A 15,143-nucleotide genomic window follows, 5' to 3' on the forward strand; every position below is an offset into this window, starting at 1 on the left:
ATCAAATTGATCGCGGAAACGGCTTGCTCAAAAACCGCGAGCCCTTCAGCCCGAACCGCCACGGATAGTCCGCTGCCTTGGTGATGCCGATGCGCGGGCCGGTAACGATCTCGGGCGTCGTCGTGCGCCGATGGATCGCGAATGGCGGCGCGTCGAGCGGCACGGCATTGGCGGCAATGGTGATGCTGAGTGCCTGGGTCAGCTTGCCGGGACCGGAGCAGAGCAGGCGGGCCTCGTCGAGGCCGCGGCGCGTGCGCATCTCGGCCAGCCCGTGGGTCGGCTCCAGCGCGCGGATCAGCACCGCGCTGGCGGAGCCCTCGGCCTCGCAGACAAAGTTCACGCACCAATGGATGCCGTAGGACCGGTACACATAGGCGAAGCCCGGCGGGCCGAACATCACCGCGTTGCGCGGCGTCTGTCCGCCGAACGAATGCGCCGCCGGGTCGGTGTGGTGATAGGCCTCGACCTCGACGATGACACCGCCGACACCATCGAACAGCAGCGTTGCCCCGATCAGGTCCGGCGCGACCTCGTGCACGCTGCGGGCGAAGAATCTCTTCGTCAGCAACGGGCCGAGACGGGCAGGCGTCGCCTCGGTTGGTGCGGCGGGAACGCGGAGGCGGGCCATCATGCCGGGCAGGGTGCGGTGTGAGACGTCGGCAGCGCAATTTGCCGAGAATTCGAGCATTATTCCAAGGGATAACGGCCTGCAAGCGCGGCGGGTTGCGGGACGCTGGCGGGGGGATTAGGTAGGGTTCTCGCATCCAATCGGGGCCAGCATGGTCGTTCTCGTCGATACCGTCTCCGCCAATCCCGTCCGCCCCCGGCATCCGGAGAAGGCGGCGCGGCCGGATACGCTGTCGCCGAAGAAGCCGGACTGGATCCGCGTCCGCGCGCCGACCACCCGCGGCTATGGCGAGACCCGCAGCATCGTCAAGGAGAACGGCCTCGTCACGGTGTGCGAGGAGGCCGGCTGCCCGAATATCGGCGAGTGCTGGGACAAGAAGCACGCCACCTTCATGATCATGGGGGACACCTGCACCCGGGCCTGCGCGTTCTGCAACGTCAAGACCGGCATGCCCGGCGCGCTCGACGCCAACGAGCCGGCCTACGTCGCCGAGGCGACCCGCAAGCTCGGCCTGCAGCATCTCGTCATCACCTCTGTCGATCGCGACGATCTCGCCGACGGCGGCGCGGCGCATTTCGCCGCGACGATCCGCGCGGTGCGTGCGGCGTGCCCGACCACCACGATCGAAATCCTGACGCCGGACTTCCTGCGCAAGGACGGCGCGCTCGAAGTCGTCGTCGCCGCCAAGCCGGACGTGTTCAACCACAATCTCGAAACCGTGCCGTCGCGCTATCTGTCGGTGCGGCCCGGCGCGCGCTATTTCCATTCGATCCGGCTGCTGCAGCGCGTGAAGGAGCTCGATCCGACCATCTTCACCAAGTCCGGCATCATGGTCGGGCTCGGCGAGGAGCGCCACGAGGTGCTGCAGGTGATGGACGATTTGCGCTCGGCGGACGTCGACTTCCTCACCATCGGCCAGTATCTGCAGCCGACCCGCAAGCATCACGCGGTGATGCGCTACGTCACGCCGGACGAGTTCGCCGGCTATCAGACCACCGCTTATGCCAAGGGCTTCCTGATGGTGTCGGCGTCGCCGATGACGCGCTCGTCGCATCATGCCGGCGAGGATTTTGCCAAGCTGAAGGCGGCCCGCGCCGCGCTGGCGCGCTGAGTTTCGACCATGCCGCAGTTTTCCAGCAAGCGCCGCGTGCCGCACAGCGCCCAGCAGATGTTCGACCTCGTCGCCGACGTCGAGCGCTATCCGCAATTCGTGCCGCTGTGCAAGGCGCTGAAGATCCGCGAGCGCAATGTGCAGCCGGACGGCACCGAAGTCGTGATCGCCGACATGACGGTGTCGTTCAAGCTGGTGCAGGAAACCTTCACCAGCCGCGTCACGCTCGATCCCGCGAACCTGAAAATCCTTGTCGAGTACTTGCGGGGGCCATTCTCGAATCTCGAGAACCGCTGGACCTTTGTGCCGAAGACCGAGCGCGCCTGCGAGGTCGGCTTCTTCCTCGCCTATGAATTCAAGAGCCGGATGCTGGCGACCCTGATGGGCGCGATGTTCGACACCGCCTTCCACCGCTTCGCCGCGGCTTTCGAAACGCGCGCCGATCAGGTCTATGGCGGCGCCCCGAAGCTGTCGCGGGCGTAGTTAGTCTCCGTCGCCACCAGTCCCGCCGTCATTGCGAGCGCAGCGAAGCAATCCAGCCCCAGTGCTCGGCGCTGGATTGCTTCGTCGCGGAGCCTGTGCTCGGACGGCGCAGAGCGCCGATCCGAGTGCTCCTCGCAATGACGGAGAGGTTGAGCACTGAATGATCCACACACTCCGTCGTCATCGCCCGGCTTGACCGGGCGACCCAGTATTCCGGAGCGGCTGCGGCTCAGTAACGAGCGCTCTGGGATACTGGGCCCTCCGCTTCCGCGGAGGGTGACGGCGGTGGTGGGGAGATGCCGTGCATCTCAGGCTCCCCCAAGATTGGCTTCGTCGCGAAGACTGGCGTTTCCGCCAAATGACCTTCGTCGCTAAGTCTTCTTCGGCTTCACCGTCCGCTTCGGCGCGACGCGTTTGACGGCCGCTGCTCGTCGCGGCGTGCGGGCGACGCGTTTGTGGACGCCGGCGGTGGGAGTGGGCTTGGGTTTGGCCGGCGGCTTCGGGCCGCGCGCCAGTTCCAGCAGCATCCGCAGCGCTTCCACTACCGAGCGTTGGCGGACGTTGCTGCGGCCGATCGCGCCGAAGCGGTGTTCGCGATGCGCGATGCGGCCGTCGCGCGCGGCGACGCTGAAGTGCACGAGGCCGACCGGCTTGCCCGGCACGGCGCCGCCGGGGCCGGCGATGCCGGTGATCGACACCGCCAGATCGACGTCGGCCTTTTCGAGCGCGCCGACCGCCATCGCGATCGCCGTCTCCTTGCTGACGGCGCCGAACGTATTCAGCGTCGCGGTCTCGACGCCGAGCAGGTCGTGCTTGGCGGCGTTCGAGTAGGTCACGAAGCCGCGGTCGATGACGTCGGACGAGCCGGGGATGTCGGTGAGCGCGCCGGCGACCAGGCCGCCGGTGCAGGATTCAGCCGTCGCGATCATCAGCTTGCGCGAACGGCACAGATCGAGCAACGCGCGGGCGAGGGTGCGGGCGTCGTTGCTGGCCATCTCAGCCGGCCAGTCCGTCGGCGCCCCAGGGCAGCCGGATGGTCGCGCTGGCGGTGGCGGCGATGCCTTCCTCGCGGCCGGTGAAGCCGAGCCGCTCGCTGGTCGTCGCCTTCACGGCAATCCGCGACACCGGCAGGCCGGTGATTTCGGCAATGCGGGCGCGCATCGGATCGCGCAGCGGACCGATCTTCGGCCGCTCGCAGATCATCGTCACTTCGAGATTGGCGATGCGGCCGCCGCGCGCGGCGACGCGGTCGACTGCGTACTTCAGAAACTTGTCGGACGCCGCGCCCTTCCATTGCGGATCGGTCGGCGGGAAGTGCGAGCCGATGTCGCCATCCGCCAGCGCGCCGAGGATCGCGTCGACCAGCGCATGCAGTCCGACGTCGCCGTCGGAATGCGCCAGGAAACCGCGATTGTGCGGCACCTTGAGGCCGCACAGCCAGACGTGGTCGCCGTCGCCGAACGCGTGGACGTCGTAGCCGGTGCCGGTGCGGATATCACCGAGCATCGCCGTCAGACGGCTCTCTTCGCGGGCAAAATCGTCCGGCGTGGTCAGTTTCATGTTGGCAGCATCGCCTTCGAAAGTTGCAACCGTCAATCCCGCCCATTCGGCGATCGCGGCGTCGTCGGTGAAATCGTCACGGCCGTCCTGCGCGGCGCGGCGGTGGGCGTCGAGGATGACGTCGTAGCGGAAGGCCTGCGGCGTCTGGGCGATTCGCAATGTGGCGCGGTCCGGGGTGGCTTCGACCTCGCCGGCGGCGTTGATCTGCTTCACGGTGTCGCTGATCGCCACCACCGGCAGCGCCGCGCCGGTCGAGCCTGCGGCGGCGATTGCGCGTGAGATCAGCGCAGGCGTGACAAAGGGACGCGCCGCATCGTGGATCAGCACGATGTCCGGTGCGAGTTCGGCAACAGCTTCCAGCCCGGCGCGGACCGAAGCCTGCCGGGTCGCGCCGCCGCCGACGGCGGGACGGAAGCTGAGGCCGGCGACTGCCTCATTGAACAGCGCGGTATCATCCGGGTTGGTCACGGGCTGCACCGCCAGGATTTCCGGTTGGCTGCAGAACGGCTGCAAAGACCGCGCAATCACGGGCCGTCCGGCGAGAGTGCGGTATTGTTTGGGGCCGCCAGCGCCGGCGCGCAGGCCACGGCCGGCGGCGACAATGATGGCGACGGTACGGGGAGAGTTAGACATCGGTCTCGGGGTCAGCTGAGCGCAAGGCGAGGGGACGAAGGGCGAAGGGCAAGGGGCAAGGGGCAAGACAGGGGGGCAAGGCAAGGGGGACAAATCGGCAGGCGGGCAACCCCTTAGCACGCCGTGACGGGTTTCAGCAGGTTTCGGCCGGTGTCCACTGGGGACGAATGCTGCAACGCACTTGCATGTCTGCTATAACTGGCTAAACTGTAGGCAATGGCATATGATGCTCAAACATTGAGCTAGGCCAGTCGCAATGGAGCGCTGGCGACAGAATGAGCAGCTTGTGACCCGCTCCACAATAACAGGTTCGCCGCCTTTGAAAATCGGCAAAATTGCGGTGGCCAACCGGGTTCTGCTGGCGCCGATGTCCGGGATTACCGACGCACCTTTTCGCAACCAGGTCGCAGCACTTGGAGCCGGTCTGGTCGTCTCAGAGATGACTGCCAGCGAAGACCTTGTGCACGGTCGTCCGATGTCGATCCGACGCTGTGATGCGATCGAGGGCGGTCCGCATGTCGTTCAGCTTGCCGGCTGCGCACCGCGTTGGATGGCGGAGGGGGCCCGGATTGCCGAGGGCAGCGGAGCAGACATCATCGACATCAACATGGGCTGCCCGGCGCGTCATGTGACCGGCGGCCAGTCCGGCTCGGCGTTGATGCGTGATCTCGATCACGCGCTGACGCTCATCGAGGCGACGATCGGCGCCGTCCGCGTGCCGGTGACTCTGAAGATGCGACTCGGCTGGGACGATCGCTCGCGCAACGCGCCGGAGCTGGCGCGCCGCGCGCAGGATGCCGGCGTGCAGCTCGTCACGGTGCACGGCCGCACCCGCAGCCAGTTCTACAAGGGCGATGCCGATTGGGCTGCGGTTCGTGCGGTGCGCGAGGCGATCAGCATCCCGCTCGTGGTCAACGGCGACATCACGACCTATGAGGCCGCGGTCGCGGCGCTCGATCAATCCGGCGCCGACGCGGTCATGATCGGCCGCGGCGCGCAGGGGCAGCCGTGGCTTCCCGGCCAGATCGGCCGGCGACTCGCGGGCGGCGCCGCCGAGGCGACGCCGCCGCTCGCCGATCAGTTCGCTTATCTGCGCGAGCTCTATGACGGTGTGCTCGGCCTGTATGGCGAACGCATCGGCCTGCGCCATGCCCGAAAACATCTCGGCTGGTCGCTCGACGTCGCCGCCGCCGCCAGCGGTGCACCTGCGCCGACGCTGAAGCAGTGGCGCACGCAGATCCTGACTGAAGACAATCCGGCCCGTGTGCATCGCGCGCTTGCCGATGCCTACGATGACTTTGCCTGGAGAGCCGCAGCATGAACGCCATCCTCGAACCGCGCGCATCCAAGCCGAACGAGAGCGATGCGATCCTCAACGCGCTGCCGAACCCGGTGCTGCTGGTCGGCCCGGACGGCAAGATCATCGACGCCAACATGGCGGCCGAATCGTTTTTCGAAATCTCGACGCAGTTGTTACGTCGGCAGTCGCTGACCGAGCTGGTGCCGTTCGGCAGTCCGCTGCTGGCGCTGATCGAGCAGGTGCGCAGCGGCAATTCGCCGGTCAACGAATACAAAGTCGATCTCGGCACGCCGCGCATCGGTGCCGACCGTCAGGTCGATCTGCACGTCGCGCCGCTCAACGAGCGGCCGGGCCACATCGTGGTGATGCTGCAGGAGCGCACCATCGCCGACAAGATGGATCGTCAACTCACTCATCGCAGCGCCGCCCGCTCGGTGATCGCGCTGGCGGCGATGCTGGCGCACGAGATCAAAAATCCGCTGTCCGGCATTCGCGGTGCGGCGCAGCTTCTCGAACAGCAGGCGTCGTCGGAAGACCGTATGCTGACGCGGCTGATCTGTGACGAGGCCGACCGCATCGTCACGCTGGTCGACCGCATGGAAGTGTTCGGCGACGACCGCCCGGTGGCGCGGGGGCCGGTCAACATCCATTCGGTGCTCGATCACGTGAAGCGGCTGGCGCAGTCCGGCTTCGCGCGCAATATCAAGTTCGTCGAGGACTACGATCCGTCGCTTCCGCCGGTGCTGGCCAATCAGGATCAGCTGATTCAGGTCTTTCTCAATCTGGTGAAAAACGCCGCCGAGGCACTCGTCGATCTCGGCACTGAGGGCGAAATTCAGCTCACCACCGCGTTCCGCCCCGGGGTGCGGTTATCGGTGCCGGGCAAGAAGACCCGCGTGTCACTGCCGCTGGAGTTCTGCGTCAAGGACAACGGCCCGGGCGTGCCCGAGGACTTGCTACCAAACCTGTTCGATCCGTTCGTCACCACCAAGGCGTCCGGCAGCGGCCTCGGCCTCGCGCTGGTCGCCAAGATCGTCGGCGACCACGGCGGAATCATCGAATGCGAATCGCAGCCGCGCAAGACCACGTTCCGCGTGCTGCTGCCGATGTACAACACGGCAAAAGCCTACAATCAGGGTAGCGGCGAGGACGAGCCGGCGTCGTCGTCGGCCTCACAGAACTCAAGATGAGGACTAACTAATGCCTGCAGGTAGTATTCTCGTCGCGGACGACGACACCGCCATCCGCACGGTGCTCAACCAGGCGCTGTCGCGCGCCGGATACGAGGTGCGGCTGACCGGCAACGCGGCGACGCTGTGGCGATGGGTCAGCCAGGGCGAGGGCGATCTGGTGATCACCGATGTGGTGATGCCGGACGAAAACGCCTTCGACCTTCTGCCACGTATCAAGAAGATGCGGCCGAATTTGCCGGTCATCGTGATGAGCGCGCAGAACACCTTCATGACGGCGATCCGCGCGTCCGAGAAGGGCGCCTACGAGTATCTGCCGAAACCGTTCGACCTCAAGGAGCTGATCGCGATCGTCGGCCGCGCGCTGGCCGAGCCGAAGGAGCGTGCCAGTAACGCGAACGACGAAGGCGAGTTCGACTCGATCCCGCTGGTCGGCCGCTCGCCGGCGATGCAGGAAATCTACCGCGTACTGGCGCGGCTGATGCAGACCGACCTTACGGTGATGATCTCCGGCGAGTCCGGCACCGGCAAGGAGTTGGTCGCACGCGCGCTGCACGACTACGGCAAGCGCCGCAACGGCCCGTTCGTCGCCGTCAACATGGCGGCGATCCCGCGTGACCTGATCGAATCCGAATTGTTCGGTCACGAGCGCGGCGCCTTCACCGGCGCCAACACCCGCGCGTCCGGCCGGTTCGAGCAGGCCGAGGGCGGCACGCTGTTTCTCGACGAAATCGGCGACATGCCGATGGAGGCGCAGACCCGGCTGCTGCGCGTGCTGCAGCAGGGCGAATACACCACGGTTGGCGGCCGCACCCCGATCAAGACGGACGTGCGGATCGTGGCGGCCTCGAACAAGGATCTGCGGATCCTGATCCAGCAGGGTCTGTTCCGCGAAGACCTTTTTTTCCGCCTCAACGTCGTGCCGCTGCGGTTGCCGCCGCTGCGCGAGCACATCGAGGATCTGCCGGATCTGGTGCGGCACTTTTTCGCGCTGGCCGAAAAGGACGGCCTGCCGGCCAAGAAGCTCGACGCCGCGGCGCTGGAGCGGCTGAAGCAGCATCGCTGGCCCGGTAATGTCCGCGAACTCGAGAATCTCGCCCGCCGGCTTGCGGCGCTGTACCCGCAGGACGTCATCACCGCCTCGGTGATCGACGGCGAACTGGCGCCGCCGGCGGTCGTCTCCGGCGGCAGCGTCTCGCACACCGTCGATAATCTCGGCGGCGCGGTCGAAATGTATCTGGCGTCGCACTTCTCCGGCTTCCCGAACGGCGTGCCGCCGCCGGGCCTCTACCACCGCGTGCTGCGCGAGATCGAGGTGCCGTTGCTCACGGCCGCCCTGGCAGCCACCCGCGGCAACCAGATTCGGGCCGCCGATCTGCTCGGGCTGAACCGCAACACCTTGCGGAAGAAGATCCGGGATCTCGACATTCAGGTGTACCGGACCGGCGGCTGAGAAACGGCGTGTTCTGAGGATACTGGATTTAACTTCGGACAGATTCCTCACGGTTTCCGTCATGGCCGGGCTTGTCCCGGCCATCCACGCCTTTTCTGCGTCGCCTTCAGCAAAGGCGTGGATGCCCGGCACAAGGCCGGGCATGACGTGTGGAGGCGGATTGCCCCACACAAGGGCGCACGGCCGTCCTGCCTTAATCAATCGAATAAACGTCGGGTAAGCGCGTAGGTGACCCGTCTTTTGGCTGTGGACCGCGTAGTCGCCCGAGGTGGTTTGGGCGACGCGCCGCGATATTGTCGCAATTGAGCAACAATGTTGTAGGAATGCATCACCTGGTTGCCTGATAGGGCGGCTGTTCGCATCGCATTCACTGATCCATTGCCAGAATGACCAGCGCAGAGGCCTCGGCCCAAACCGTTGAAGACACGTCGATCGCCGAGCCGCGCACCGCCACCTGGCGCAAGCTGCTGGCGCCGATCGCCGTTGGGCTGGCGCTGCTGTCGGCCTTCCTGACCTTCGTGGTCCTGACCGGACTGACGCCGATCTCGCCAAGCCGCGAGGTGGTGGTCACCTTTCTGCTGATCAACGGCGCCACCATCCTGCTGCTGGTCGGGATCATCGTCCACGAGGTCTGGAAGATCATCCAGGCCCGACGGCGCGGCCGGGCGGCGGCGCGGCTGCACGTCCAGATCGTCAGCCTGTTTTCCGTGATTGCCGTTCTGCCGGCGGTGCTGGTGTCGATCGTCGCCAATGTGACGCTCGACCGCGGCCTCGACCGGCTGTTCTCCGGTCCGACCCGCGCGGTGATCCAGAATTCGCTGATCGTCGCCAACGCCTATCTGCACGAGCACGGCCAACTGATCCGCGGCGACATCCTCGGGATGGCGAACGATATTTCGCATGCGCGGCCGCTGTTCGATCAGGACCGCAAGTCGTTCCAGGAATTTCTGACTGCCAGCGCCAAGACCCGCAACCTGCCGGGCGCAATGCTGATCGACAAGGACCGCCATATCCTGGCCTCGGCACAGACCGGCATCCAACGCGAGTTCGATACGCCGGCGCCGGAATTTCTCAGCAATGTCGACGACAACGAACCGCAGATCGCGGTGTTCATCGAGGCCAACTACGTCGCCGCGGTGATCCGGTTGCGCGGTTTCGAAGACACCTTCCTTTACGTGGCGCGGCTGCTCGATCCGCGGGTGGTGGCGCAACTGCGCCAGACGCAGGCGAGCGTCGCCGAATATGCCGAGATCGAATCGCGCCGGCTCGGCGTGCAGGTCGCCTTCGCGCTGATGTTCACGGTGATCGCGCTGACGGTGCTGATGTCGGCGGTGCTGATCGGTCTGAACTTCGCCAACTGGCTGGTCGCGCCGATCCGTCGGCTGATGGGCGCCGCCAAGCTGGTCTCGACCGGTGACCTGCAGGTGCAGGTGCCGGTGTTCAAATCCGAGGGCGACCTGTCGCAGCTCGGCGAAACCTTCAACAAGATGACCCAGGAGCTGCGGACCCAGCGCAACGAATTGGTCAGCGCCAGCGACCTGATCGACAGCCGTCGCCGCTTCATCGAGGCGGTGCTGTCGTCGGCCAGCGCCGGCATCATCGGGGTCGACGGTTCGCTCTCGATCGGCATCCTCAACCGCTCGGCCGAGAAGCTGATCGGCCATTCGGAGTCGGAGACGCTCGGCCATCCGTTGTCGGAGGTCATTCCCGAGCTCGACGAGATGATGGCCAATGCGCGCGAAGGGTCGCAGCGTCTGATCCAGGGCCAGATCACGATCAATCGCGAAGGTCGCGAGCGCATCCTGTCTGTCCGGGTGACGCCGGAGCAGACCGGGCACACCCGAGACAGCTACATCATCACGCTCGACGACATCACCGAGCTGGTGTCGGCGCAGCGCACCTCGGCGTGGGGCGACGTCGCGCGGCGTATCGCGCATGAAATCAAGAACCCGTTGACGCCGATCCAGCTATCCGCGGAGCGCATCAAACGCAAGTTCGGCAAGGTCATCGTCGAGGATAAGGGCATCTTCGAACAGTGTACCGATACCATCGTGCGCCAGGTCGACGATATCCGTCGCATGGTGGACGAGTTCTCGCGCTTCGCCCGGATGCCGAAGCCGGTAATCGAGGGCGAGGATGTCGCCGATACGGTGCGGCAGGTGGTGTTCCTGATGCGCGTCGGTCATCCCGACGTCGATATCGAGGCCGATATCAAGGACGATCCGCTACGCGCGCGGTTCGACCGCCGATTGATCTCGCAGGCGCTGACCAACATCATCAAGAACGCCGCCGAGGCGATCGAAGCAGTGCCGCAGGACGAACTCGGCAAGGGCAAGATCGAAGTCGTCGCTGCACGCGACGGCGAGGATATTATCATCGACGTCATCGACAATGGCATCGGTCTGCCCAAACAAAGCCGTTCGCGTCTGCTCGAACCCTACGTGACCACGCGCGAGAAGGGCACCGGGCTCGGGCTCGCGATCGTCGGACGCGTGCTGGTCGACCATGGCGGCGGAATTGAACTCAACGACGCATCCGATATTCGGCCCGGCCAGCGCGGGGCGTGGATGCGATTGCGGTTCGCGATGTCCGGCCAGCCCGTGGCACCGCCAGCCGGTGAACCAAAAGCCAAAGCGGGCAACGAACCAACGAGAGAAGTCGCGAGCAGCGGCTGAACTGACAGGCGTGACACATGGCGAATGAAATCCTGATCGTCGACGACGAAGCGGACATCCGCGATCTCGTTGCCGGCATTCTCGAGGACGAGGGCTTCAGCACGCGGACCGCGCGCGACAGCGATTCCGCGTTGGCGGAGATCGCGACGCGTCGGCCGAACCTGATCTTCCTCGACATCTGGCTGCAGGGCAGCAAGCTCGACGGTCTGCAGCTGCTGGAGCAGATCAAGCGGGATCATGCCGAAGTGCCGGTGGTGATGATCTCCGGTCACGGCAACATCGAAACCGCGGTCGCGGCGATCAAACGTGGCGCTTACGACTTCATCGAAAAGCCGTTCAAGGCCGATCGCCTGATCCTGGTGGCGACCCGCGCGCTCGAAACCTCGCGGCTGAAGCGCGAGGTGCGCGAGCTCAAGCAGCAGGCGCCATCGGCCTCGACGCTGATGGGCCGCTCGGCCTGCATGAATCAGCTGCGGCAGACCATCGAGCGCGCCGCCAAGGCCAACAGCCGTATCATGATCGTCGGCCCGTCCGGCTCCGGCAAGGAATTGGCCGCGCGCACGCTGCACAACGCGTCGAGCCGCGCCGATGGCCCGTTCGTGGTGATCAACGCTGCGGCGATCACGCCGGAACGAATGGAGGTCGAGCTGTTCGGCATCGAGCCGAACGGCGAACATCCGCGTAAGGCGGGGGCGCTCGAAGAGGCGCATGGCGGCACGCTGTTCATCGATGAAATCGCCGACATGCCACGCGAAACTCAGAACAAGATTTTGCGCGTGCTGGTCGAGCAGACCTTCCAGCGCTCGGGCGGATCCGCAAAGCTCAATGTCGACGTCCGCATCGTCTCGTCGACGGCGCGCAACCTCGAAGAGGAGATCTCGGCTGGGCGATTCCGCGAAGATCTGTATCATCGGCTTTCGGTGGTGCCGATCCGGGTGCCGCCACTGTCGGAGCGGCGCGAAGACATTCCCGAGCTGATCGAGTACTTCATGGATCAGATCTCGGCCGCGACCGGCTTGCCGAAACGGCAGATGGGGCAGGACGCGATGGCCGTGCTGCAGTCGCACGTCTGGCCCGGCAACGTCCGCCAGTTGCGCAACAACGTCGAGCGGGTGATGATCTTGGCCGGCGGGGGGCCCGACGCGGTGATCACTGCCGACATGCTGCCGCAGGACGTCGGCTCGATGGTGCCGACGATGCCGACCGGCAACAATGGCGAGCACATCATGGGGCTGCCGCTGCGCGAGGCGCGCGAAGTGTTCGAGCGCGATTACTTGATCGCGCAGATCAGCCGGTTCTCGGGCAACATCTCGCGCACCGCCGAATTCGTCGGCATGGAGCGCTCGGCACTGCATCGCAAGCTGAAGGCGCTCGGCGTCGGCTGATCGTCGTCTCGAACAATAATCAACATTGGACCGAACCGATGTCGCGTATCGCCTATGTGAACGGCCGCTATCAGGAGATGCGCGACGCCAGCGTGAATATCGAGGACCGCGGCTATCAGTTCGCCGACGGCGTCTACGAAGTCTGCGAGATCCGCGGCGGCAAGCTGGTCGACATGCCGCGGCATCTGGCCCGGCTGCAACGCTCGCTCGGCGAATTGCGGATCGCCGAGCCGATGCCGCTGGCGGCGCTGTCGGTGGTGATGCACGAAGTGGTTCGGCGCAACCGCGTGCGGTTCGGCATCGTCTATCTGCAGGTCAGCCGCGGCGTCGCGCGGCGCGATCACGGCTTTCCGGCGAGCACCGTGAAGCCGAGCGTGGTGGTGACGGCGCGTAGCATCGACCCGGCCAAGGGCGCCGACAATGCGGCGCGCGGCATCAAGGTGATCACCGTGCCGGAGAATCGCTGGCCGCGGGTCGACATCAAGAGCACGGCGCTGCTGCCGAACGTGCTGGCCAAGCAGGCCGCGCGCGAGGCGGGGGCCTACGAGGCCTGGTACGTCGACGGCGACGGGTTCGTGACGGAAGGCTCGTCCAGCAACGCCTGGATCGTCACCCGGGAAGGCCGCGTCGTCACGCGCTCCGACAACTCGGGCATTCTTTCGGGCATCACCCGGGGCGTACTGATCGAAGCCTTGGAAGCGCTGCAGCTCCGATTCGAGGAACGCCCGTTCACGCCTCAGGAGGCCGCCGGCGCAGCCGAAGCCTTCACCACCGCGGCGAGCATGATCGTGATGCCGGTCGTGGCGATCGACGGCCAGGCCATCGGCAGCGGCCAGCCCGGACCGATTGCGCTCCGGCTCCGCGAGCAGTTTCACCGCTTCGCGGTCTTTTCCTGATTTTTCGTCTCACGGAAGGCGGCGTGTCCGATTTAGCTGCTTGCCTAAAAAGCACGCGTACCCTCTAATCGACTCTCGGCTTCCGGAGGGGGATCTCAGGGAAGACGGCAACCGCGGCGAAGCTCCGAAGAGAGATGCGCTGTGGCAAGAAAATACCAATTCCAATTGCGGGAATAAAAATGGCGGCAGACCGCGCACAAAATCTACAAGACACCTTCCTCAACCATGTTCGTAAGACGAAGACTCCTTTGACGATTTTTCTTGTGAACGGAGTCAAGTTGCAAGGCATTGTCACTTGGTTCGATAATTTCTGCCTATTGCTGCGACGCGATGGTCATTCACAACTTGTGTACAAGCATGCAATCTCGACGATCATGCCCGGCGCCCCGATCCAGTTGTTCGAGGGCGGTGAGGATTCTCCAGCTTGAGACGGTTCTGATTGGAACCCCGTAGCTTCGACGGGGGCGCCGACCGCCCGCAGGCGTCGGCAGACGGCCAGACCGGACGCGTGATCGTCGTCGGGCCGTATTTGCGTGTCCGCAAGGGCGACCCCGACGCTGTCGATCACCGCGCTGTGCGCGACAACGACGCACGCCTCGACGAGGCGGCGGGGTTGGCGCGCGCCATCGATCTGGAGATCGCCGAGGCGGTGCTGACGCCGATCAGCCAGATCAGGCCGGCGACCTATCTGGGCAAAGGCAAGGTCGAGGAAATCGTCGGCCTCATCGCGGCGCATCACGTCGATCTGGTGGTGATGGACTGCGCGCTGTCGCCGATCCAGCAGCGTAACCTCGAGAAGGCCTGGAATACCAAGGTGCTCGATCGCACCGGCCTGATTCTGGAAATCTTCGGCCGCCGCGCCAAGACCAAGGAAGGTTCGCTGCAGGTCGAATTGGCGCACCTCAACTATCAACGCTCGCGGCTGGTCCGGTCCTGGACCCATCTCGAACGCCAGCGCGGCGGCTTCGGCTTCATGGGCGGCCCCGGCGAGACTCAAATCGAGGCCGACCGCCGGTTGATCGGCGAACGCATCACAAGGCTCGAGAACGAGCTGAAGAAGGTCCAGGCGACGCGCCGGCTGCACCGTGCAGGCCGGCAGCGGGTGCCGTACCGGGTTGTCGCGCTGGTCGGGTACACCAATGCCGGCAAATCCACGCTCTTCAACCGCCTGACGCGCGCCGACGTGCAGGCGGCCGACATGCTGTTCGCCACGCTCGACCCGACGCTGCGTGCCTTGAGTTTGCCTCATGGTGGAAAAGCCATGTTGTCGGACACGGTGGGCTTCATTTCCAACCTGCCGACCCAGCTCGTCGCGGCCTTCCGCGCCACGCTGGAAGAGGTTCTCGAAGCCGACCTGATCCTGCACGTCCGCGATATCAGCCACGAAGACGCCGACGCCCAGGAGAACGACGTCGACACCGTGCTACGTCAGCTCGGCGTCGATTCGAGCGGCGGCCGCATCCTCGAAGTTTGGAACAAGATCGATCGCTTCGAGCCGGAAAAGCGCGAGGAACTGGCCAATATCGCGGCTCGGCGCGATCCGGATCGTCCGGTGTTTCTGGTCTCCGCCGTCAGCGGAGAAGGCGTCGATGATCTGCTACACGCGATCGAGCAGCGCCTCGCCGCGACCCGCACGGTGCTCGATCTGACCATCGACGCCGCCGACGGCGCCGGCGTCAGCTGGCTGCATCGCAACGCCGAGGTGCTCTCGAAAGAGCTGCAGGACGGCCGCTACGCCATGACGGTGCGGGCCGATGAGACCAAGCGCGACGCCATCATCGAACGCTTCGGCGCGCTGCCGCGCGAGAATTAGCGGGGCGTTTCCGGGC

General features: G+C 65.5%; 13 protein-coding genes. 10 read left to right on the forward strand and 3 right to left on the reverse strand.

All coding sequences use genetic code 11. The annotated features are described in order from the left end of the window. Position 1: 1 nt before the first annotated feature. Positions 2-628 carry a DNA-3-methyladenine glycosylase gene (locus LPW26_RS06390; protein ID WP_238733535.1) on the reverse strand — a complete coding sequence of 209 codons (627 nt, stop codon included), beginning with the start codon at positions 626-628 and terminating at the stop codon, positions 2-4. Positions 629-779: 151 nt separating this feature from the next. Between LPW26_RS06390 and lipA the strand changes: the two genes are divergently transcribed. Both lipA and LPW26_RS06400 read left to right on the forward strand, forming a co-directional pair. Beyond that, on the forward strand, positions 780-1,739 hold the full coding sequence (lipA, locus tag LPW26_RS06395; RefSeq protein ID WP_238733538.1) for a lipoyl synthase: 960 nt from the start codon (positions 780-782) through the stop codon (positions 1,737-1,739). A 9-nt stretch (positions 1,740-1,748) separates the two neighbouring features. Continuing rightward, positions 1,749-2,222, forward strand: coding sequence for a type II toxin-antitoxin system RatA family toxin (locus LPW26_RS06400; RefSeq protein ID WP_238733540.1), 474 nt, complete (start codon positions 1,749-1,751; stop codon positions 2,220-2,222). A gap of 371 nt (positions 2,223-2,593) precedes the next feature. Here the strand turns inward: LPW26_RS06400 and LPW26_RS06405 are convergent, their stop codons facing one another. After that, complete coding sequence (locus LPW26_RS06405; protein WP_238733541.1) at positions 2,594-3,217, reverse strand: CinA family protein; 624 nt, start codon at positions 3,215-3,217, stop codon at positions 2,594-2,596. Between the two features lies 1 nt (position 3,218). After that, complete coding sequence (locus tag LPW26_RS06410; RefSeq protein ID WP_238733543.1) at positions 3,219-4,415, reverse strand: bifunctional 2-C-methyl-D-erythritol 4-phosphate cytidylyltransferase/2-C-methyl-D-erythritol 2,4-cyclodiphosphate synthase; 1,197 nt, start codon at positions 4,413-4,415, stop codon at positions 3,219-3,221. 256 nt (positions 4,416-4,671) lie between these two features. Between LPW26_RS06410 and dusB the strand changes: the two genes are divergently transcribed. The 8 genes from dusB (at position 4,672) to hflX (ending at position 15,127) form a co-directional block, all read left to right on the forward strand. Then, positions 4,672-5,736: a tRNA dihydrouridine synthase DusB gene (dusB, locus tag LPW26_RS06415; RefSeq protein ID WP_238733545.1), complete on the forward strand. Its 1,065-nt coding sequence runs from the start codon at positions 4,672-4,674 to the stop codon at positions 5,734-5,736. Further along, entirely contained in the window at positions 5,733-6,905 is a 1,173-nt protein-coding gene (locus LPW26_RS06420) for a two-component system sensor histidine kinase NtrB (RefSeq protein WP_238733548.1), read from the forward strand. Before dusB ends, LPW26_RS06420 begins: the two co-directional genes overlap by 4 nt. 10 nt (positions 6,906-6,915) lie before the next feature. Next, on the forward strand, positions 6,916-8,358 hold the full coding sequence (gene ntrC / locus LPW26_RS06425) for a nitrogen regulation protein NR(I) (RefSeq protein ID WP_238733551.1): 1,443 nt from the start codon (positions 6,916-6,918) through the stop codon (positions 8,356-8,358). Positions 8,359-8,744: 386 nt separating this feature from the next. Next, the gene (locus LPW26_RS06430; RefSeq protein ID WP_238733554.1) at positions 8,745-11,033 is read left to right on the forward strand and encodes a sensor histidine kinase NtrY-like; all 2,289 of its coding nucleotides are present in this window, start codon (positions 8,745-8,747) and stop codon (positions 11,031-11,033) included. 17 nt (positions 11,034-11,050) lie between these two features. After that, a complete protein-coding gene (ntrX, locus tag LPW26_RS06435; protein ID WP_238733556.1) occupies positions 11,051-12,418 on the forward strand; it encodes a nitrogen assimilation response regulator NtrX in 1,368 nt (455 codons plus the stop codon). Positions 12,419-12,456: 38 nt separating this feature from the next. Continuing rightward, positions 12,457-13,314, forward strand: coding sequence for a D-amino-acid transaminase (locus tag LPW26_RS06440; protein ID WP_238733559.1), 858 nt, complete (start codon positions 12,457-12,459; stop codon positions 13,312-13,314). Positions 13,315-13,493: 179 nt separating this feature from the next. Then, positions 13,494-13,742 carry an RNA chaperone Hfq gene (gene hfq / locus LPW26_RS06445; protein WP_002711839.1) on the forward strand — a complete coding sequence of 83 codons (249 nt, stop codon included), beginning with the start codon at positions 13,494-13,496 and terminating at the stop codon, positions 13,740-13,742. Positions 13,743-13,753: 11 nt separating this feature from the next. Continuing rightward, the gene (gene hflX / locus LPW26_RS06450) at positions 13,754-15,127 is read left to right on the forward strand and encodes a GTPase HflX (RefSeq protein ID WP_238733561.1); all 1,374 of its coding nucleotides are present in this window, start codon (positions 13,754-13,756) and stop codon (positions 15,125-15,127) included. Positions 15,128-15,143: the final 16 nt, after the last annotated feature.

Origin of the sequence: Rhodopseudomonas infernalis (assembly GCF_022271405.1) — a bacterium.
Classification (GTDB): domain Bacteria; phylum Pseudomonadota; class Alphaproteobacteria; order Rhizobiales; family Xanthobacteraceae; genus Rhodopseudomonas; species Rhodopseudomonas infernalis.